Source organism: Burkholderia sp. GbtcB21, assembly GCF_019091065.1.
GTDB classification, from domain to species: Bacteria; Pseudomonadota; Gammaproteobacteria; order Burkholderiales; family Burkholderiaceae; genus Burkholderia; species Burkholderia pyrrocinia_C.
On the sequence record NZ_JAGXKA010000003.1, the window covers coordinates 555,159 to 574,623 of the forward strand.

The following is a 19,465-nucleotide window of genomic DNA, read 5'->3' on the forward strand; positions in this document are numbered from 1 at the left end:
GGAAGTGCCTGAGGTACCGGAAGTACCCGACGTACCGGAGGTGCCCGACGTACCGGAAGTACCCGAGCTACCGGACGTACCCGAACTTCCGCCACCCGACGTCCCCGACGAACCGCCGCCCGACGTACCGGACGTCCCTGAAGTGCCGCCCGTCCCCGACGTGCTCGGCTTGATCGTCGGCGGGGTCGTCGGTCCGTCGACCGAGCCGCAACCGTACAGCGCGAGCAGCGACGCGACGGCCATCGTTACCGTCGTCTTCTTGAATATATTGTGCATGTAGGCCTCGACATTGGAAGTGTGTCCAAGCCTCCACTGCAAATTCCGCGCCATGACGGATTTATCGAAACGGCGTCGCGCTTTGTTGCGGGAATCGGGAATATCAACGCGATTTAAACGGAGGAATGGCGGTTTTGCGCGACGGGCACGTACCGTGTACTGATGCGACGGTTGCGATGTTCCCGTAAGCCGCCGTAACGCGCGGCCGGATGTTACGTAGCGTTCGACCGCCCGTCACGCGAACAGCCGCGAACCGAGGGCCGCATCTTTGACGCAACGCGCCGACCCCGTGAACATGGCGCGAAATCTCCCGGCCGCCGGCGACGCCGCTGCGGCCACGACCACGACTTCACCCAGGACACGGACATGAGCGAACAGGACAGGGAATACGGCAAGGCGCGGCGGATCGACGTAATGGGCGAGGCGTTCGTCGAGAGCGCGATGCGCGACCTCGACGGATTTTCGCGTCCGTTGCAGGACTGGCTGAACGAACACGCGTGGGGCAGCACGTGGCACCGGGGCGGGATCGACCTGAAGACGCGCAGCCTGTGCACCTGCGCGATGCTGGCGGCGCTCGGCCGCGGCACGGAGCTGAAGGGTCACATTCGCGGCGCGCTGAATAACGGCGCGAGCCTCGTCGAGATCCGCGAGGTGCTGCTGCACAGCGCGCTGTACGCGGGCGCGCCGGCCGCGGTCGAGGCATTCCGCAACGCGCGCGAGGTGATCGCGGATCTCGGGCTGTCGGTGCCCGACGACGAAGCCTGATTCCGTCGCAGCACCGGCTGCACGGCACTGAATCAGGCCCCGCGTCGTTTCCGCTCAGGACTCGATACGCGCAACTCGTGCGACGGCGTCGGCCGGCGCGGCGGCGACTTCGAGCAGCCAGTCGGCCGTTGCATCCGGAAGCGTGACCGGCAGCATGTGCCCGCCCTCGACGACCTTCAGCCGCACGCGCGCCGATTTCTTCGCGAGCGCGTCGCCGTGCTCGCGCCAGTTCAGGATCGGATCGGCGTGGCCGTACAGCACGTCGACCGGCAGCGTGAGCTCCGCATAGCGGCGCACCATCGCGGGCAGGTCGACGGGCGCCGACAGCAGGTCGGTCGCGGTCGCGTAGAACACATGCGGCCGCATCCCGAGCAGCCCGCCGCCCTTGGTGGGGAAGTCGCGCGGCACGTCTTCCGGTGCGAACACCTGGCGCACGGCGTTGCGGCCGGTCAGGATCGTCAGCGGGATTGCGAAGGTCCACGACACGAAGCGGCGCACCAGCGGCGACGGCAGCATCAGCGGCCGGAACGGCGCCGGCGGCTCGGATTGCTCGTGCGACAGCGGCGCGATCAACGCGAGCCGGCTCACGCGATCAGGATGGTTGAGGCCGACCGCGAGCGCGATCGCGCCGCCGAGCGAATGGCCGACCAGCACGGGCTTGTCGAGCCGCAGCGCGTCGATGAACGCGGCGACCGTGCGCGCCTGCGCGAACACGTTCGCCTGCGAGCCCGCGCCGCGGGTCGAGCGGCCGGCGCCGGGCCGGTCGATCAGGATCACGCGATGCCGCTGCGCGAGCCGCGCGAGCGGCAGGTACGCGAAGTTGCGCAGCTGCCCCGCGAGCCCGTGAACGAACACGATCGGCGGGCCGTTGCCGTATTCGACGTAGTGGATGCGGTCGCCGCCGATGTCGACGAAGCGGCCTTCGGGCGGGAACGCGCGCGTCACGCGGCTGGCGACGTAGCCGGAAAACAGCGCGAGCGCGGCGAGCACCGCGACGACGCCGAGCAGCACGTTCAGGATCAGATGGAGCGTAGGGGTCATGTCGGCCTCAGCGGGTTTCGAGTGCGGGTTCGGCAACCGGCGGGGTCGCAGCCGGGCCGGTTTTCGCGCGGCGTTCGAAATGCATCGCCGAATCGGCGAGCGCGCCGAACTTCAGCGATGCGAGATCGAGCACGTAGTTCTGATGGAATTTCCAAGGCTTGCGATGGCCCTGCTTCGGCAGGATGCCGGCCGCGCGCTGGATGTAGCCCGAGCTCAGGTTGACGGCCGGCACGTCGCCGAGATCGCCGGCGCCGAGCCGCGGCACGCACGTGTCATAGCCGTTCGCGCGCATGTGGTTGAGCAGCCGGCACACGTAGCGCGCGATCAGCTCGGCCTTCAGCGTCCACGACGCATTCGTGTAGCCGAACGACGACGCGAGGTTCGGCACGTCGCTGTACATCATGCCCTTGTACGACACGGTCTCCGGCAGATCGACCGCGCGGCCGTCGACCGTGACGCGCGCGCCGCCGAGCAGTTTCACCTTCAGCCCGGTCGCGGTGACGATCACGTCCGCGTCGAGCTGCTGGCCGCTCTTCAGCTGGAGGCCGGTCGGCGTGAAGCGCTCGATCTCGTCGGTGACGATCGACGCGCGGCCCGCGCGGATCGACTTGAACAGGTCGCCGTTCGGCACGAGGCACACGCGCTGGTCCCACGGCATGTAGCGCGGCGTCAGGTGCTTCGCGACGTCGAAGCCGGGGCCGAGCTGCTTGCTGGCCGCGCGGATGATGAATTTCTTCGTCTGGTCGGGCTTGCGGCGCGACACGTTGTACAGGTACATCGTCAGCAGCACGTTCTTCACGCGCACGAGCCGGTGCGCGAGCCGCGCCGGCAGCACGCGGCGCAGCGCGTTCGCGATCCTGTCGCGCGCGGGCAGCGACACGATGTAGGTCGGCGAGCGCTGCAGCATCGTCACGTGCCGCGCGTCGGCCGCCATCGACGGCACGAGCGTGACGGCCGTCGCGCCGCTGCCGATCACGACGACGCGCCGGTTCGCGTAGGTCAGATCCTTCGGCCAGTGCTGCGGATGCACGAGCTTGCCCTCGAACGTGTCCATGCCGGGCCAGTCGGGCAGGTAGCCGGCGTCGTAGTCGTAATAGCCGCTGCACATGAACAGGAAGCGGCAGGTATAGACGAGCGTGTCGGCCGCGCCGTCGCGCGTGCGCTCGATGCGCACCGTCCAGCGCGCGCGGTTCGAGTCCCAGTCGGCCGCGACGACCTTCTGGCCGTAGCGGATCGTCTTGTCGATCCCGTACGTGCGCGCGGTGTCGCGGATGTAGTCGAGGATCGTCTGGCCGTCGGAGATCGCCTTGTCGCTGTGCCACGGGCGGAAGCTGTAGCCGAGCGTGAACATGTCGGAATCCGAACGGACGCCCGGATAGCGGAACAGGTCCCAGGTGCCGCCGATCGCGTCGCGCGCCTCGACGATCGCGACGCTCGCATGCGGGCAGCGCTGCTTCAGGTGATACGCGGCGCCGATGCCGGACAGGCCGGCGCCGACGATCAGCACGTCGAGGTCGTTGCCGTCGCCACGGTCATGGCGGGCGCCGGGGGCGGGCGGCGCGTCGCGCCGGTCGGTCGTCGTCGAGGTCATGCGGGGTCCTTGGTCGGCGTGGCCGGGCGTGCGGCCCGGGCGGGGGCGCGTTCGAGATTGCGTGCACGGGCGCGGCGCACATGGCGCAGCATCAGCCACTGGTAACCGGCGCCGAGCAGGCGCGCGATCCGGTCGAGCCGGCGCGCGTCGGCGCCGACGAGCACGCGGCGCGCATTGCGCTCGACGCCCGCGAGGATCTGCCGCGCGGCATCGTCGGCGGTCGTCGCGTTGATCAGGCGGTTCGCCTGCCGGCGATGGGTCGCTTCGTCCTGGCCCGTGAGCGCGTGGATGCTGGTATCGACGCGGCCCGCATCGACGATGTTCGTCGCGACGCCGCCCGGATGCACGCAGGTCGCGCTCACCGGCGCGCCGTCGAGTTCGAGCTCCATCCGCAGCGCCTCGGTGAAGCCGCGCACCGCGAACTTGGTTGCGTTGTACGCGCTTTGCGTCGGCATCGCGACGAGCCCGAACAGGCTCGACGTGTTGACGACGTGGCCGTCGCCCGACGCGCGCAGGTGCGGCAGGAACGCCTGCGTGCCGTGCACGACGCCCCAGAAATTGATGCCGACGATCCATTCGACATCGGCGATGTGCGCGGTTTCGGCGCTGGCGGCGAGCGACACGCCCGCATTGTTGAAGATCAGGTTGACCTTGCCGTGTTCGGCGCGGACGAAATCGGCCCACGCGAACACCGCGTCGCGGTCGGCGACGTCGAGCCGCCGCGTGCTCACGCGCTCGCCGTGCTGCGCGCACGCGGCCGCCGTACCGGCGAGCCCGGTTTCGCTGACGTCGGCGAGCGCGACCTCGCAGCCGCGCCGCGCGAGCTCGACCGCGAGGCTGCGGCCCATGCCCGAACCGGCGCCCGTGATCGCGGCGACCTTGCCGGAAAACCCGTTCATCCGTTGCTCCTCCCGTTCCGCTTATGCTGCGCCGGCGGCACGTCTATTGTGGTGTTGGTCGTCACCACTTTAGTTTTCGGGTGTCCTGATGTCAAATAGCGGAATGGAGAAAGCACTCGAAACGAAAAAACGGGGCCGGTCGTACGGCGGCGTGGCGCCCGAGGTGCGTGCCGCCGAGCGGCGCGACGCGCTGATCCGCGCAGCGACGCACGTGTTCGGCACGGTCGGGTTCCGCAAGGCGACCGTGCGGTCGATCTGCCAGGAAGCGAAGCTGAACGATCGCTATTTCTATGCGGCGTTCGACAGCACCGAGGATTTGCTGCGCTGCACCTACCTGCATCACGCGGAGCAGCTGCATGACGCGGTCGCACAGGCGGTCGCCGCGCGCGGCGGCGATCTGCGCGAGAGCGTCGACGCGGGGCTCGCCGCGTTCTTCGCGTTCCTGCGCGATCCGTGTGCGGCGCGCGTGCTGCTGCTCGAGGTGATGGGCGTGAGCGCGGATACCGACATGACGTACCAGCGCATGCTGATCGACTTCGGCAAGCTGATCATGGCGATCGGCGTACCGCACGAGGCCGCGACGCCCGTGGAGCGCACCGAGCAGCGGCTGATCGGGCTCGCGCTCGTCGGCGCGATGACGAACGTCGGCGCGGCGTGGCTGCTCACCGACTATCGCGATCCGGAAGCGCAGATGGTTGCGAGTTGCAGGAAGGTGCTGCTGGGGACATTGCGGGAGATTGGCTAACCGGATGGCATCGCACCGTTCCTGTTACCCCCCCGGAAAATTGCAGGCTGAAAATGAAACGAATGCGGCAATCACACGGCGCACGGGGCGCCATTTTGGCTTTTGGTGCGATTTAGTCGTCTTTTTAATAATTAAAAGGCGATCGTTTTTTTAAGTGGGTAATTATTTTCAAAAACCATCATTGTTTTTTATTTCGCTTCCATGTGGCGATGAATTGATGAAAACAATCTGGAGCGAATAAAAAAGCGGCGCAACGCAAAAAACAGCTCGCATTGCGCCGATCGTGGCGCGAAATCCTTCGCGCCCCAGGCACGATTGATCAGGAACCCGTGTATCCGCCCCGGGTCCAGCCGTCACCATCCCAGCAATACTCGGTCGTCGTGCCGCCGCTCGTCGCGTACACGCGGATGTGAACGGCGCTTCCCACCAGCCAGCACGTGGCGGACACGTTGTCGCCCGCCTGGGCGAACGCGCCCGTGTACCAGTTCGACCCGTCGTAGCAGCGTTCGGTGATCTTGTTGCCGTTGGCCGTGTAGACACGAATCGACGGCGTGGTTCCCCATGAAATTGCGGCGGTTTGCATTTCAAACTCCTTATTTGAATGAATCGGAGAATTGAAGCGGTTTGGTAAACGCAGGTCAGCGTATTACCGGAATAAGGTTATAAGGTAAACCGTAAAAACAATATGCGAATGTTTGGCTTCAATAATCGCGTTTATTCACATTTTCGAGCGATCTGAAAGTAAGTTGGAAGGATGTAAAAATCATGGTGCGCGGGTTCGAAACAGGTGTCGCCGAGACGGTTCGTGCCGCTCGCGGGCACAGGTTGCCGGCGAGCCGGCCGATTCAGTGTGCCGCGCGCTTCGAGCGTGTCGCGCGTGCGGGTGTGGCAGCGGTCGGCCGCCGCGGCGTTTCGCCGATCCTTTGCTTCATCGCATCGATGAATGCCCGCACCTTCGGCGAAGGCAGCCGCGTCGACGGATACACCGCATGAATCCCGGCCGGCGCCGAGCGCCATGCGGGCAGCAGCCGCACGAGCCGGCCGGCCGCGACGTCGTCGGCGGTCGAGAAATCCGTCAGCAGCCCGAAGCCGCCGCCCGCGAGCACGATCGCGCGGCATGCGGTTGCGGTGTTCGACACGACCGGCGCGACGCAGCGCACCGACATGCTGCCGCCGCGCGCGTCGTCGAGTTCGAACGTGTGCGGGCGCGGCAACGTCGACAGCATCACGAACGGCAGCGCGGCAAGCGCATCCGTATCGCGCGGCAGCCCGTAGCGCGCGACGAACGCGGGGCTCGCGACCAGCCATTTCTCGTACGTGCCGAGCTGCACCGCGCGATAGTTCGAATCGGCGAGGCGGCCGATGCGGATCGCGACGTCGAGGTTGTCCGCGACGAGATCGACGACGCGGTCGTTCGCGACCAGCTCGACGTCGAGCCCCGGATGCAAGTCGCGCAGCGCGACGACGGCCGGCGCGACGACCTGCGCGCCGTAGTCGATCGGCACGCTCACGCGCAGCGTGCCGCGCAGCGGCCCCGCGTCGGACGACACAGCATCGAGCGCGGCTTCAGTGGCGCGCACGATGGCGCGGCACGCGTCGTAGAACGTACGCCCCGCGTCGGTCACGCTGAGCCGCCGCGTCGTGCGTACGAGCAGGTTCGCGCCGACCTCGGATTCGAGGCGCTGCATGTGCGTGCTGACGACCGTCTTCGCGAGGCCGAGCCGCTCGGCCGCGGCCGTCAGCGAGCCGGCATCGACCACCGCGACGAAGATCGCCAGCCGGTTCAGGTTCACGTCGCGCAGATCGGCCATCGTTGATTGTCCTATGAAAGCGGATAATGTTTCAGCGATTATCCGTCTTCTGGCCGCGAACCGCGAGCGCTACGCTGGGGCCGTTCGTCGCCGATTCCCGGCGACGCGAGATTCCGGAGTGTTTTCCATGTCCGTCGCCAGCAAGCCTGCCTCCGCACCGCCCGCCACCGGTAAGCCCGTCGCCGCGATTCGCGTCTATTCGTTCCCGTTGTCCGGGCACGCGCATCGCGTCCGGTTGTTCCTGTCGCTGCTCGGCCTGCCGGCCGAGATCGTCGACATCGACCTCGCGGCCGGCGCGCAGCGCGAACCGGCGTTCCTCGCGCTCAATCCGCTCGGGCAGGTGCCGGTGATCGACGACGACGGCACCGTGCTCGCCGATTCGAACGCGATCCTCGTGTATCTCGCGAAGCGCTACGGCGACGCGCACTGGCTGCCCGACGACCCGGCCGGCGCGGCGGTCGTGCAGCGCTGGCTGTCGTACGCGGCCGGGCCGATCGCGACGGGGCCTGCCGCCGCACGGCTCGTGACCGTGTTCGGCGCGCCGCTCGACCAGGAAGCGGCCAAGCGCACGGCCGCGAAGCTGCTCGACGTGATCGACCGCGAACTGGCCGGCAAGCCGTTCGCCGCCGGCGCCGAGCCGACGATCGCGGACATCGCCGCATACACGTACATCGCGCATGCGCCGGAAGGCGGCGTGTCGCTCGAACCGTATCCGCACGTGCGCGCATGGCTGGCGCGCGTCGAGGCGCTGCCGGGTTTCGTCGGCATGCCGACGACGCGCGCGGGCCTGCTCGCCGCGTAACGCCGATCGAAGCCGCGCCTGTTCAAGGAGAACGCGATGAATGCTCCGACCGCCGCCGTACCGGGCTGGGAACTCGACGCCGCGCCGTTTCACGCGGGCGAACTCGCCGTGCAGCAGCGCGCGGGCGTAACGGAAGCCGCGGGCGCGGCCGGCCGGCGCGGAATCCGGCGCTTCATGCCGGACCAGCACCGGACGTTTTTCGCGCAGCTGCCGTTCTTCGTGCTCGGTGGCGTCGATGCACACGGCCAGCCGTGGGCGACGCTGCGGGCCGGCGCGCCGGGGTTCGTCACGTCGCCGGATGCGCGCACGCTGCGCATCGCGGCGCCCGCGCTGCCTGGCGATCCGCTGGACGGCGCGTGGCAGCCGGGCGCGCCGCTTGGGGGGCTCGGGATCGAATTCGATACGCGGCGGCGCAATCGCGTCAATGGCGTCGTGCGCGCGGTCGACGGCGATGCGCTGACGATCGCGGTCGAGCAGAGCTTCGGCAACTGCGCGAAGTACATCCAGGGCCGCACGCCGACGTTCGTCGCGCGCGACGGCGATGCACCGGTCGAGCCCGATGTATCGGACCGGCTGAGCGATGCGGATCGCGCGCTGCTCGCGCAGGCCGATACGTTCTTCGTCGCGAGCGCGAACACGTCGGCGGACGCGGGCGCCGCGCGCGGCGCGGACGTGTCGCATCGCGGCGGGATGCCGGGCTTCGTGCGCGTCGACGATGCGTACACGCTGACGACGCCGGATTTCAGCGGCAACCGTTTCTTCAACACGCTCGGCAACCTGCAGCACGATCCGCGCGCGGGGCTGCTGTTCGTCGATTTCGACAGCGGTGACCTGCTGTATGTCGCCGCGCGCGCCGAGATCGTGTGGGACGGGCCGCTCGTCGCGTCGTTCGACGGCGCGCAGCGTGTCGTACGGTTTCATGTGCGGGAGGTGCGGCGCATGCGCGCGGTGCTGCCGTTCCGATGGTCGGCGGTCGAGCGCGCGCCGCAGTTCGCGGCGATGGCGGCGGCCGCTGGTGGAGCGGCGCCGGCGGCGGTCGAGCCGGTGCCGTCCGCATCGGCAACCGGATCGGCAAGCACATCGGCAAGCACATGGCGATCGCTGCGCATCGCGAAGATCGTCGACGAAGCGCGCGCGATCCGCTCGATCCATTTCGAACCGGTGGACGGCGGCGCGTTGCCCGCATACGAAGCCGGGCAGCATCTGACGCTGCGTGTTGCGCTGCCGGGCAGCGATGCACCGTCGATACGCAGCTACACGCTTTCCGATGCACCGGGCGGCGCGCATTACCGGATCACGGTGAAGCGCGAAGGGCGCGTGTCGGCATGGCTGCACGATCACGCGCAGGCGGGCATGACGCTCGACGCGCAGATGCCGCGCGGCCGCTTCACGTTCGATCTCGCGAGTCCGCGCCCGGCCGTGCTCGTGTCGGCCGGCATCGGCATCACGCCGATGGTCGCGATGCTGCGCCGCGCGCTGGCCGACGCCGCGCCGTCGCGCCGCGTGGTGTTCGTGCACGGCGCGCGCGAAGCGGCCGACCGGCCGTTCGCGGCGGAACTGGCGCGCATCGCGGCGGCCGATGCACGGCTGTCGCTGCACTGGTTCGACAGCCGTCCGCATGGCGACACGTCAGCGCGGGCCGGCCGCATCGACATCGCGCAACTGAAGCGGCTCCTGCCGTTCGACGACTACGACTTCTACCTGTGCGGGCCGTCGGCGTTCATGCGCGACCTGTACGACGGGCTGCGCGCGCTGAACGTGCCGGACGAACGCATCCGTTTCGAGGCGTTCGGGCCGTCGAGCGTGGCGCGCAGCGTGACCCGAGCGGCAGGCACGGCAGGCGTGCCGGTCGTGTTCCGGCGCACCGGGCGCGAAGCCGCATGGACGCCCGCCGACGGCACGCTGCTCGACTTCGCGGAAGGGCAGCGCGTCGCCGTGCCGTCCGAATGCCGCTCCGGTTCGTGCGGCACGTGCGCGACGCGCGTGCTGTCCGGCGCGGTCGACTACGAGCAAACGCCCGATGCGGCGGTCGAACCCGGCTGCGCGCTGCTGTGCGTCGCGCGGCCCGCGCAAGGCGCGACGGAGCCGCTCGTGCTCGACCGCTGACGCGCCTGCGACATGCGGCCGCAGACGGCCTGCTGCGCGAAAAGCTCGCGCAACTGCTTCTTTTTTCGGATGCCGGTCGGATCGACGATAGCGTCAACCGATTCGATGAAAGGAGCCAATCATGAAACTGCTCGGCATGATCAAGCTGGTCCTGTGGAGTTTCTTCGGCGTACGCAACAGCAAGGCGCACGCAGCCGATCTCGCTAACGTCAACTTCACGCTGCTGCCGTTCGTGGCGATTCTGCTCGCGCTGCTCGTCGGCGCGGTCATCTACGGCGTCGTGCATCTGGTCGTCGATCCGACCGTGACGATGCAGGGGTTCTGAGCGGCGCGTGAATTGCGAGCGGGAGATCATTCCCGCTTCGGTTTCCAGCCGCATGACCGGCGCATGACTGCGCCGGTCTTCGAGGTTGCCGTGCGCGCCGAGCATCGCTGCCACATCGCCGCCGTTGCGATGTGGCACGAATCGCGTTTCCCCATTCCCGTTCTTTCCCGCCTCCCGTTCCGCCCGATTCCACGGTCCTGATCCCCGCCCGGGGTAAAATGCGCGCCACGCCGCGATGTCGCGTGCGACGGGCTGGCCGCCGTTCCGACGAACGGCGCGCACAACTGCCCGACGCCCGCACCGCGGCGTTCGAAGCGTCCCCCGCATGACATGACCGCGCGAGGCCGCCGGCCGCCCGACAGGCACCCGACGAACCCGTCGACGGCTGCGTCGGCTCCCGGTGCGTCACCCGAATCCGATGTCCCATCCTGCGTTTTCCCGATCGATCGATCGACCGGCACGCATGCGTGCCATCTCGTCCGATTCGTCCGATGAATGTCGTGCCGGCCGGATGCGCGGGCGGGTGACGATTCGTCCGCGAGCGGGCGCTTCGCAGCTTCTTAACGTGTGTCGACAGGGTCGAGTGGCGAGTTTTCCATCCAGAACAATGACGGTGAATAAAACAACAGCGTCGCCCGCACGGCGGCGGCGCGCGAAGATCGGGCTCGGCGTGGGTCTCGGCATCACGCTTTTCGCGGCGCAGGCTGCGGCAGCCCAGGGCGACGCGCCGGCACCGGACGCCGATGCGGCCGGCAGCGCGACGCTGCCGGCGATCACGGTGAGCGGCGAGCGCGGCAACGGGTTTCGCGTGCGCAACGCGTCGGTCGCGGGGCTCGACGACACGCCGCTGCGCGACACGCCGGCGTCGGTGAGCGTCGTCACGCGCGCGCAGCTCGACGACCAGCAGGCGAAGCGGCTCAGCGATGTCGTGCGCAACGACGCGTCGGTCGTCAACGACTACGCGCCGGTCGGCTATTTCGAAGGCTTCGCGATCCGCGGTTTTCCGGTCGATCTCGCGAGCGCGATCCGGATCGACGGGCTGACGGTGTCCGGCGAGCAGAACGTGCCGCTCGAGAACAAGGAGCGCGTCGAGATCCTGAAGGGGCTCGCCGGCATCGACAGCGGCGTCGTCGCGCCCGGCGGCGTGATCAACTTCGTGACGAAGCGCTCCGCGAACGTCGCGAGCGTGACGGGCGGCGTCGACAGCCGCGGCTCGACGTCGGCGGCCGTCGATCTCGGCCGCCGCTTCGGCCCCGACAACCAGTTCGGCTTCCGGATCAATGCCGCGAAGGAGAACATGCACTCGTATATCGACGGCACGAACGGGCGGCGCACGTTCGGCTCGATCGCCGCCGACTGGGACATCAGCCCGCGCGCGAGCCTGCAGCTCAACGCCGAATTCCAGCAGTGGATCCAGCGTTCCGCGCCCGGCTACCAGCTGCTCGGCGGCACCGTCGTGCCGTCGGTCAAGACGACGTCGAAGGCGCTCGGCACGCAGCCGTGGGCGAAACCGGTGACGACCGACGCGCTGAACCTGAACGCGCGCTTCGACTACCAGTTCAACGACGACTGGAAGGCGTACATTGCCGCGGGCCGCAGCCGCACGATGATCGACGACAACAGCGCGTTCGCGTACGGCTGCTCGTACGCGGCAAGCTGCGCGGCCGGCGCGACGTCGCCGTTCTTCTTCGGCGCGAACGGCGACTACGACGTATACGACTTCCGCAGCCCCGGCGAATACCGGCGCAACGACGATCTGCGCGCGGTCACGACGGGCAAGTTCGCGACGGGGCCGCTGCGGCACGAGCTGACGCTCGGCGTGAGCGTGCAGCGCCGCGTCGTGCACATGGCCGACGCCGTATACGACTACGTGGGCAGCGAAAATATCTACGGGCCCGACGTGGCGTTCCCGCCGTCGCCGAATTCGCCCGGGCCGTCGTATCCGCGCCTAGACGCGTGGCAGTACGGCATGTTCGGGCTCGACCGCATCAGCATCGGCGAGCACTGGCAGGTGCTCGCGGGCGGCAAGGAAGTGCTGCTGCGCCAGCGCAGCTGGAGCAGCCTCGACGGCGCGGACACGCGCACCGACCGCTCGGTGTTCCTGCCGCAGGTCGCGCTCGTCTACAAGCCGGTGAACGTGCTGTCGCTGTACGCGTCGTACAGCAAGGCGCTGTCGCTCGGCGACCAGGCGCCCGTGCGCGCGACCAACGCGTATGCGTTCCTGCCGCCCGTCGAATCGCACCAGATCGAGGTCGGCGCGAAATACGACTGGCTCGACCGGCTGAGCCTCACGGCCGCGGTGTTCTCGATCAGCAAGCCGTTCCAGTTCGCCGACCCGGACGCGTCGGGCACGACCTACACGTTCGTGCAGCGCGGCACGCAGCGGCACCAGGGGATCGAGTTCGGTGCGGCCGGGCGTGCGACCGAGCGCCTTTCGCTGACGGCCAGCGTCGCGGCGATTCGTGCCCGCGCGGTCGATTCGGGTTCGCCGGCGTACGAAGGACACCAGATCATCAACGTGCCCGCGCTGCGCGCGTCGCTGTATGCGGACTACGCGGTGCCGGGCGTCGCGGGCCTGAACGTGCTCGGCGGCGTCGAGTACAGCGCGGCCCGCAACGCGAACGAGGAAGGCACCGCGCGCGTGCCGTCGTGGTTCGTGTTCAATCTCGGCGCACGCTATACGACGAAGATCGGCGGTCATCGCACGGTGCTGCGCGTATCGGTGGACAATCTGTTCAACAAGTTCTACTGGCGCGACGCGGGCGAGCAGCAGGGCGATGCGTACCTGTTCCCGGGTGCGCCGCGCACCGCGCGCGTGTCGTTGACCTATGATTTCTGATCGTCCGGAACCGGCTGCGTGACGCGCGGCCCCGGCAGCTACCCAGGAGAGCACAGACGATGTCCCCACTCGAAATCGCCGGCGTGATCGTCAGCGCGCTCGCGATCTGGCTGACCGCGAAGCGGCGCATGCTGTGCTGGCCGGTCGGGCTCGCGTCGGTCGCTCTGTACGGATGGATTTTCTTCGACGCGAAGCTGTACTCGGACATGCTGCTGCAGGGCGCGTTCGCGGTGCTGCAGGTGTACGGCTGGCAGCGCTGGCTCGCGCAGCGCGCGAGCGAAGCCGACGGCGGCGCGGCGCCGGCCGGCGACGTGGCGCCCGTCACGGGCGTGCGGCCGCGGCAGATGCTGCCCGACCTGATCGCGGCCGTCGTCGGCAGCGCGCTGCTCGGCGGCATGATGGCGCGCTGGACCGATGCGGCGCTGCCGTTCGTCGATGCGTCGCTGACCGCGTTCAGCCTCGTCGCGCAATACTGGACCGCGCGGCGCTACATCGCGTCGTGGGGGCTGTGGATCGTCGTGAACGTCGTGTACGTCGGGATGTTCGTGTTCAAGGAGCTTTATCTGACGGCCGGACTCTATGCGCTGTTCATCGGGCTCGCCGTCGTCGGCTGGCGCGACTGGAGCCGGACGGCCGCGACGCTGCGCGCGGCGGCCGGCGGCGCGCTCGCATCGGGCAGCGGCGTGCGCTGATTCACGCATCGATTCAACTACGGAGCAACCTCGTTCATGTCATTCCCACTCGAGCCGGACGGGCCAGTATCGCGCGACGTCGCGCCGCCGCAATTCGGCGTCGACGGCGAGCAGGCCGAACGCGACTGGCCGCTGATGACGCACGACGAGGTCGCGGCGGTGCTCGCGCGGATCGACGGTGCCGGCGAGCCGGCCCGGCTGACGTGGCACAGCCCGCGGCAGTTCGCGGCGGCCGTGCTGGTGCGGATGGCGGACGGGCGCGGGTTGTTCGTCAAGCGTCATCACGTGAGCCTGCGCGATGTCGAGGGGCTCGAGGAAGAGCATCGTTTCATCGCGCATCTGCGCGAACGCGGCATGCCCGTGGTCGACGTGCTCGCCGGTCGCGACGGAGCGACCGCGTTCGCCTCCGGCGAATGGACGTACGAGGTGCATGTGCTCGCGCCTGGCGTCGATCCGTATCGCGGCGTGATGTCGTGGCAGCCGTTCACGCATCCGTCGCATGCGTATGCGGCCGGCCGCGCGCTGGCCGAGCTGCATCGCGCGTCGGCCGGCTACGATGCGCCCGCGCGACCCGTGCGCACGCTGCTGTCGAGTTTCCGTGTGCTGTCGTGCGCCGATCTGGCGGGGGCGCTCGAACGCTGGGTCGAATCGCAGCCGCTGCTCGTGCGTGCGCTCGGCGCGCGCGACTGGCGCGGCGACGTTGCCGACGCGATCGGCCCGTATCACGCGCGCCTCGTGCCGCTGCTGCCCGCGTTGCCGCCGTTGTGGACGCATGGCGACTGGCATGCGTCGAACCTGCTGTGGACCGATGCGGGGCCCGGCGCGCAGGTGCGGACCGTGCTCGATTTCGGATTGTCGGATCGCACCTGCGCGGTGATGGACCTCGCGCTCGCGATCGAGCGCAATACGGTCGACTGGATGGCGCCGGCCGACGCGCGGCGCATCGAATACGAGCAGATCGACGCGCTGCTCGACGGCTACGAATCGCTCGAACCGCTGGGCGACGACGCGTATGCGGCGCTGGTCGCGCTGCTGCCGATCGTGCATACGGAGTTCGCGCTGTCGGAAGTCGCGTATTTCGGTTGCATCATCGATGCGCCGGCCATCGTCGACGTTGCGTACGACGGTTATCTGATCGGGCACGCGCGCTGGTTCGGCGAACGCGATGGGCGGCAATTGCTCGACTGGCTCGTGCAGCGGCGGCGGTGAATGAGCCGACTTCGTGTCAATGGCCAGTACAGCAGTTGTCGAGGCAGCCGGGGCTCACTTGAATGGTGACCTCACGGGTTTCCGGCGTCGATTCCGTTGTGTGATTGGCCGGATAAATTTGCGTTTTTATCTGAAACGGTGCGTTGATCAGACCGTCGTCTATGACGACTTTCGCCGTCGCGGAAGCTCGTTTCGTTGCAAGACGTTCCGAATCGGCTTCAAGCTTGGAAGCGCTGCCAATTATAGTGATCCAGTTTTGTATTGGATAATCGGAATTCATTGCTGAAACCCATCGTCCAATTCGTACTTGCTCGGATTCGGAGATCTCGTGGCTGTTGTGGGGGAAGGCTACGAAAAATTGCTGTGACGGGAGATTTTGTGATCCCTGACATTCCGCCGCGGAGCTTGCCGGGAAAAGGAGCGACGTGACGATGGGCACGATGAGTGACGTGATAAAAATTCTCATGGTGAATTCGGCTCCTTACTCCGCAAATAATTCTTCGCCGTAGATCACAAACCCTGTGAGGGTATCTGCGTTCTTCAATGCCTGGTCAGGATTGGCCCTTGCCCATGCGGCCGCCGTGGGATCGAGCCCGTAACGAGGGTCGCCGCTACCGAAGGTGTCGACGAAGTGAGTGACTTCGTGAATGAGCGTGGATAGGCGGGAATCTCCGAACATGTTCTGATCGCGTAAGCCGGTACAAAACTTCATCGCAATACTGATAAGCCTGCGCTCCGTGTTGGGCCCGCAAACGTGAGCGGCCTCATTCTCGATGTCGATCATGTTCGGAACGCAACCTAACATTCTATCGAGATTCGGATCGCTTCGAACGAAATGGTGTGGCGTTAGCGTTTTGAGAACGGAGAGATGTCGTGAGAAGCCGTCGACAAGGTACTGTCGTGTATTTTCATCGCATCGATTGAACCAATAGATCATTCTGTCTTTGGTTGTTTTGTCATACCGCTTCAGGTCGGTGATCCTGCGCTCAACCAGAATTATGGACCATTTAAGCAGTCGCGATGCCATAATTCTAAATTCTCGATTGGTCATGTTGGGGCAGATGGGGGTTGTGTTGATGTAAACGTCAACCATCGATCCCGGGTTTGTGTTGGTGACGGCCCCGGAGTGAACGAGAAACCATTCTTTGTCTTCGTCAGCGTCAAAGTCGTACTCGTTGTGATCGAAGAGGTTTTTCATTGATTCAAGGTCTCGATTCGTAGGTTTTCAAGGAGGCAGCACGACCTTTAGGTCATAAAACAGCATGCTTTCGTTTGTGTTGCCGGGACCTTGAACAGTCATCTTTTCGAGCGAATACGTCTATAGAACTGGTTCTAAATTTCGAAAGATATTTTTATGCTGACCTGACCATCCGAGCTGATATGCCCGTCGATTCGGCGAGTACACCGCGCCCAACATGACGGAAATATCATCTTCGCCTCATGTTCGCACTGCGGCCGGTCCGTAGCATCGGTCGCGAACCGTCAACGCAGAACCGAACATGCTCAAGCTCACCCTCGCCGCGGCCATCGTCTTCGCGATGGCCGCGACGGCTCATGCGCAGCCTTCGCTGTCGCCCGGGCCGGCCACGATCGCAGCCGGCAGCGCGACGTCGATCGATGCGCCGCCGTCCGATACGCTTCCCGCATCGTCATTGACGCTGTCCGATGCGCTCGCGGTCGCGGCGCGAAACAATCCGGCGCTGCGCGGCGCGCGCGCCGACGTCGATGCATCCGCGGGCGCGCTGATGCAGGCCGGCGCGCGCCCGAACCCGGAGCTCTCGTTCCTGCAGGAAGGCTTTCGCCGCGCGGAGCGCACGTCGACCGCGCTGATCAACCAGACCATCGAACTGGGGGGCAAGCGCCGCGCGCGGCTCGACGTCGCGTCCTACGGCCGCGAAGCGGCCAATGCATCGCTCGACGAACAGGGCGCCGTCGTGCGCGCCGACGTGATCTCCGCGTTCTACGGGCTGCTCGCCGCGCAGCGACAGCTCCAGGTTACCGAGGAATCGGCTGCGATCGCCGCGCGCTCGGCGGATCTCGCGGCGCGTCGCGCGCAGGCCGGCAAGGTGTCGCCGGTCGAGGCGACCAAGGCGCAGGTGGCGGCGGCCGGCGTGCAGATCGAAGTCGTGACCGCGCGCGGCCGTGTCGAGGTCGCGCGCGAGAAGCTCAACGCGGTGATGGGCGAAGCGCGCGGCGACCGGCTCGCGGTGCGCGGCGACCTGGAAGCCGTGCCGCCGGTCGAGCCGTTGTCCGCGCTGACCGCGCAGCTCGACGATGCGCCGCTCACGCGCATCGCGCGCGCCGAGATGCTGCGCTCGAACGCGGCGGTGTCGCTCGAACGCGCGCGGCGCATGCCGGACGTGACGGTCAGCGCGGGCGTGAAGCGCGTGACGACGGGCGGCGTGCCCGACAATCAGGCCGTGGTCGGCGTATCGATCCCGATTCCGCTGTTCAACACGAACAAGGGCGCGCTGCTCGAGGCGACGCACAAGGCCGCGCGCGCGAACGCCGATCTCGATCGCGAACGCACGCGCCTGCGGCTGGAACTTACGCAGGCCTACGCAAATTTCGAGGCCGCCGAGCAGGAAGCGCAGCGGTTGAAGTCCGACATCCTGCCGGCCGCGCGCCTCGCGCTCGACGCGATGTCGCGCGGCTACGAACTCGGGAAGTTCAGCTTCCTCGACGTGCTCGACGCGCAGCGCACGCTGTTCCAGGGGCAATCGCAATACGTGCGCGCGCTCGCCGACGCGCACGCGGCCCGCGCCGACATCGGCCGGCTCGTCGGCACGCCGCTCGCGGCCGTCACGCAATAAGCGCCCCTCCCACCTGAAGGATCATCATGTCACGCAGCAGAATCTTCATCATTGCGGCGGCCGTGCTCGGCGGCGCCGGGATCGTGCTCGGTGCGCTCGCCGTCACGCGGGGCGGCAGCAGTGCGTCCACGCCGTCGGCTGTCGAAGCCGCGCAGCCGGCCGATGGCGCCGGCGTGCGGGGCGGCGTCGTGCTGAAGCGCGGCAGGCTGTCCGTCGAGATCGTCATGACGGAAAAGCCCGGTGACGCGCGGCTCGTCGTCTACCCGTTCGTCGACGGCAAGCCGGCCGACAAGGGCGTGACCGTATCCGGCACGCTGGTCCTGTACGACCGCACGCACGAACCGATGCGTTTCGACGCGGCCGGCCAGAAGTTCGTGTCCGCGCAGTCGATCGCCAAGCCGCATGTGTTCGACGCGACGATCGACGTCAAGGCGGGCAGCGACGCCGCGTCGTTCCCGTTCGCGCGCGCCGACGGCGCGATCGCACTGACCGACGCGCAGCTGGCGACCTCGAGGATCGCGCTCGCGAAGGCCGGCCCCGCGCAGATCGCGACGCCGTTCCAGTTGCCGGGCGAGATCAAGTTCAACGAGGATCGCACCGCGCACGTCGTGCCGCGGGTGGCCGGCATCGTCGAGCAGGTACCGGTGTCGCTCGGGCAGAACGTCACGAAGGGGCAGGTGCTGGCCGTGATCGCGAGCACCGATCTTGCGGACCGGCGCAGCGAACTGCTGACGGCCGAGCGCCGGCTGTCGGGTGCGCGTGCGACCTACGAGCGTGAACGTACGCTGTGGAAGGAGCGCATCTCGGCCGAGCAGGATTACCAGCAGGCGCAGGTGCAGTTGCGCGAGGCCGAGATTGCCGCGCAGAACGCGCGGCAGAAGCTCGCCGCGCTGAACGCGCCGGTCGGCGCGGGCGCGCTGAACCGCTACGAGCTGCGCGCACCGTTCGCGGGCACGATCGTCGAGAAGCATGCGACGCCCGGCGAGGCGATCGCCGCCGATGCGAGCATGTTCGTGATCTCCGACCTGTCGACCGTGTGGGCCGAGATGGCCGTGCCGGCACAGCGGCTCAACGACGTGCGCGTCGGCCGCGACGCGACCGTGATCGCGACCGCGTTCGAATCGCGTTCGAGCGGCCCGATCGCATACGTCGGTTCGCTGCTCGGCGAACAGACGCGCACCGCACCGGCGCGCGTCGTGTTGCCGAACCCGGACGGCGTGTGGCGCCCGGGGATGTTCGTGAACGTGTCGGTCGACGCGGGCAAGCAGAGCGTGCCGCTGGCGGTGGCGAGCGACGCGCTGCAGGACGTCGACGGCGCACCTTCCGTGTTCGTGCGCTCGCCGAAGGGATTCGTCGCGCAGGCGGTCGAAACGGGGCGTCGCGACGAGCGCGCGACCGAGGTGCTGAAGGGGCTCAAGCAGGGCCAGGAATACGCGGCGTCGAACAGCTTCGTGCTGAAGGCCGAACTCGGCAAGGGGAGCGCCGAACATGAATGAGCGTGACGTATGCGCCGTCGCGCGATGTGCAGCCCTGCTCGCGGCCCGATATGCG

At 67.6% G+C, this 19,465-nt stretch carries 17 protein-coding genes and 1 pseudogene; 11 read left to right on the forward strand and 7 right to left on the reverse strand.

Features of this window, described 5'->3' with window-relative positions; genetic code table 11:
* Positions 1-280: pseudogene (locus tag KVT39_RS38450) on the forward strand (highly repetitive protein); the annotation flags it as partial.
* Between the two features lie 362 nt (positions 281-642).
* Positions 643-1,041 (forward strand): carboxymuconolactone decarboxylase family protein, encoded by a 399-nt coding sequence (locus tag KVT39_RS10550; RefSeq protein ID WP_034182102.1) that lies wholly within the window; start codon positions 643-645, stop codon positions 1,039-1,041.
* 54 nt (positions 1,042-1,095) lie between these two features.
* Here the strand turns inward: KVT39_RS10550 and KVT39_RS10555 are convergent, their stop codons facing one another.
* From KVT39_RS10555 to KVT39_RS10565, 3 genes are read right to left on the reverse strand one after another with little or no spacing between them, the layout of a single operon-like run.
* Positions 1,096-2,082 carry an alpha/beta fold hydrolase gene (locus tag KVT39_RS10555; protein WP_131947084.1) on the reverse strand — a complete coding sequence of 329 codons (987 nt, stop codon included), beginning with the start codon at positions 2,080-2,082 and terminating at the stop codon, positions 1,096-1,098.
* 7 nt (positions 2,083-2,089) lie between these two features.
* Positions 2,090-3,673: an NAD(P)/FAD-dependent oxidoreductase gene (locus KVT39_RS10560; protein ID WP_131947085.1), complete on the reverse strand. Its 1,584-nt coding sequence runs from the start codon at positions 3,671-3,673 to the stop codon at positions 2,090-2,092.
* On the reverse strand, positions 3,670-4,572 hold the full coding sequence (locus tag KVT39_RS10565; RefSeq protein ID WP_131947086.1) for an SDR family oxidoreductase: 903 nt from the start codon (positions 4,570-4,572) through the stop codon (positions 3,670-3,672). Before KVT39_RS10565 ends, KVT39_RS10560 begins: the two co-directional genes overlap by 4 nt.
* An 88-nt stretch (positions 4,573-4,660) precedes the next feature.
* Between KVT39_RS10565 and KVT39_RS10570 the strand changes: the two genes are divergently transcribed.
* Positions 4,661-5,317: a TetR/AcrR family transcriptional regulator gene (locus KVT39_RS10570; protein ID WP_217588922.1), complete on the forward strand. Its 657-nt coding sequence runs from the start codon at positions 4,661-4,663 to the stop codon at positions 5,315-5,317.
* 319 nt (positions 5,318-5,636) lie between these two features.
* Here the strand turns inward: KVT39_RS10570 and KVT39_RS10575 are convergent, their stop codons facing one another.
* Both KVT39_RS10575 and KVT39_RS10580 read right to left on the reverse strand, forming a co-directional pair.
* Positions 5,637-5,900 carry a fucose-binding lectin protein gene (locus KVT39_RS10575; protein ID WP_034182107.1) on the reverse strand — a complete coding sequence of 88 codons (264 nt, stop codon included), beginning with the start codon at positions 5,898-5,900 and terminating at the stop codon, positions 5,637-5,639.
* Positions 5,901-6,162: 262 nt separating this feature from the next.
* Entirely contained in the window at positions 6,163-7,128 is a 966-nt protein-coding gene (locus KVT39_RS10580) for a LysR family transcriptional regulator (RefSeq protein ID WP_105389691.1), read from the reverse strand.
* A 127-nt stretch (positions 7,129-7,255) separates the two neighbouring features.
* Here KVT39_RS10580 and KVT39_RS10585 point away from each other — a divergent pair, with 127 nt between their 5' ends.
* The 6 genes from KVT39_RS10585 to KVT39_RS10610 all read left to right on the forward strand — a co-directional run bounded on the left by KVT39_RS10585 (position 7,256) and on the right by KVT39_RS10610 (position 15,101).
* Entirely contained in the window at positions 7,256-7,930 is a 675-nt protein-coding gene (locus tag KVT39_RS10585; protein WP_034182109.1) for a glutathione S-transferase family protein, read from the forward strand.
* 36 nt (positions 7,931-7,966) lie between these two features.
* A complete protein-coding gene (locus KVT39_RS10590) occupies positions 7,967-10,036 on the forward strand; it encodes a pyridoxamine 5'-phosphate oxidase family protein (RefSeq protein WP_217588923.1) in 2,070 nt (689 codons plus the stop codon).
* 121 nt (positions 10,037-10,157) lie between these two features.
* Positions 10,158-10,361, forward strand: coding sequence for a DUF2970 domain-containing protein (locus KVT39_RS10595; protein WP_034182111.1), 204 nt, complete (start codon positions 10,158-10,160; stop codon positions 10,359-10,361).
* 607 nt (positions 10,362-10,968) lie between these two features.
* Complete coding sequence (locus tag KVT39_RS10600; protein WP_217588924.1) at positions 10,969-13,200, forward strand: TonB-dependent siderophore receptor; 2,232 nt, start codon at positions 10,969-10,971, stop codon at positions 13,198-13,200.
* 59 nt (positions 13,201-13,259) lie between these two features.
* On the forward strand, positions 13,260-13,892 hold the full coding sequence (pnuC, locus tag KVT39_RS10605) for a nicotinamide riboside transporter PnuC (RefSeq protein ID WP_217588925.1): 633 nt from the start codon (positions 13,260-13,262) through the stop codon (positions 13,890-13,892).
* A 36-nt stretch (positions 13,893-13,928) separates the two neighbouring features.
* Positions 13,929-15,101, forward strand: coding sequence for a phosphotransferase enzyme family protein (locus KVT39_RS10610; protein WP_217588927.1), 1,173 nt, complete (start codon positions 13,929-13,931; stop codon positions 15,099-15,101).
* 16 nt (positions 15,102-15,117) lie between these two features.
* Here the strand turns inward: KVT39_RS10610 and KVT39_RS10615 are convergent, their stop codons facing one another.
* Both KVT39_RS10615 and KVT39_RS10620 read right to left on the reverse strand, forming a co-directional pair.
* Positions 15,118-15,567, reverse strand: coding sequence for an OmpA family protein (locus KVT39_RS10615; RefSeq protein WP_175746538.1), 450 nt, complete (start codon positions 15,565-15,567; stop codon positions 15,118-15,120).
* A 15-nt stretch (positions 15,568-15,582) separates the two neighbouring features.
* Positions 15,583-16,299 carry a M35 family metallo-endopeptidase gene (locus KVT39_RS10620; protein WP_217588929.1) on the reverse strand — a complete coding sequence of 239 codons (717 nt, stop codon included), beginning with the start codon at positions 16,297-16,299 and terminating at the stop codon, positions 15,583-15,585.
* Positions 16,300-16,600: 301 nt separating this feature from the next.
* Here KVT39_RS10620 and KVT39_RS10625 point away from each other — a divergent pair, with 301 nt between their 5' ends.
* Both KVT39_RS10625 and KVT39_RS10630 read left to right on the forward strand, forming a co-directional pair.
* Positions 16,601-17,914 carry a TolC family protein gene (locus KVT39_RS10625; RefSeq protein ID WP_217588931.1) on the forward strand — a complete coding sequence of 438 codons (1,314 nt, stop codon included), beginning with the start codon at positions 16,601-16,603 and terminating at the stop codon, positions 17,912-17,914.
* 26 nt (positions 17,915-17,940) lie between these two features.
* The gene (locus tag KVT39_RS10630) at positions 17,941-19,410 is read left to right on the forward strand and encodes an efflux RND transporter periplasmic adaptor subunit (protein ID WP_217588932.1); all 1,470 of its coding nucleotides are present in this window, start codon (positions 17,941-17,943) and stop codon (positions 19,408-19,410) included.
* Positions 19,411-19,465: the final 55 nt, after the last annotated feature.

Coding starts and splice junctions, on each gene's coding strand:
- KVT39_RS10550 (WP_034182102.1), top strand. CDS start 643: ATGAGCGAACAGGACAGGGAATACGGCAAGGCGCGGCGGATCGACGTA.
- KVT39_RS10555 (WP_131947084.1), bottom strand. CDS start 2,082: ATGACCCCTACGCTCCATCTGATCCTGAACGTGCTGCTCGGCGTCGTC.
- KVT39_RS10560 (WP_131947085.1), bottom strand. CDS start 3,673: ATGACCTCGACGACGACCGACCGGCGCGACGCGCCGCCCGCCCCCGGC.
- KVT39_RS10565 (WP_131947086.1), bottom strand. CDS start 4,572: ATGAACGGGTTTTCCGGCAAGGTCGCCGCGATCACGGGCGCCGGTTCG.
- KVT39_RS10570 (WP_217588922.1), top strand. CDS start 4,661: ATGTCAAATAGCGGAATGGAGAAAGCACTCGAAACGAAAAAACGGGGC.
- KVT39_RS10575 (WP_034182107.1), bottom strand. CDS start 5,900: ATGCAAACCGCCGCAATTTCATGGGGAACCACGCCGTCGATTCGTGTC.
- KVT39_RS10580 (WP_105389691.1), bottom strand. CDS start 7,128: ATGGCCGATCTGCGCGACGTGAACCTGAACCGGCTGGCGATCTTCGTC.
- KVT39_RS10585 (WP_034182109.1), top strand. CDS start 7,256: ATGTCCGTCGCCAGCAAGCCTGCCTCCGCACCGCCCGCCACCGGTAAG.
- KVT39_RS10590 (WP_217588923.1), top strand. CDS start 7,967: ATGAATGCTCCGACCGCCGCCGTACCGGGCTGGGAACTCGACGCCGCG.
- KVT39_RS10595 (WP_034182111.1), top strand. CDS start 10,158: ATGAAACTGCTCGGCATGATCAAGCTGGTCCTGTGGAGTTTCTTCGGC.
- KVT39_RS10600 (WP_217588924.1), top strand. CDS start 10,969: ATGACGGTGAATAAAACAACAGCGTCGCCCGCACGGCGGCGGCGCGCG.
- pnuC (WP_217588925.1), top strand. CDS start 13,260: ATGTCCCCACTCGAAATCGCCGGCGTGATCGTCAGCGCGCTCGCGATC.
- KVT39_RS10610 (WP_217588927.1), top strand. CDS start 13,929: ATGTCATTCCCACTCGAGCCGGACGGGCCAGTATCGCGCGACGTCGCG.
- KVT39_RS10615 (WP_175746538.1), bottom strand. CDS start 15,567: ATGAGAATTTTTATCACGTCACTCATCGTGCCCATCGTCACGTCGCTC.
- KVT39_RS10620 (WP_217588929.1), bottom strand. CDS start 16,299: ATGAAAAACCTCTTCGATCACAACGAGTACGACTTTGACGCTGACGAA.
- KVT39_RS10625 (WP_217588931.1), top strand. CDS start 16,601: ATGCTCAAGCTCACCCTCGCCGCGGCCATCGTCTTCGCGATGGCCGCG.
- KVT39_RS10630 (WP_217588932.1), top strand. CDS start 17,941: ATGTCACGCAGCAGAATCTTCATCATTGCGGCGGCCGTGCTCGGCGGC.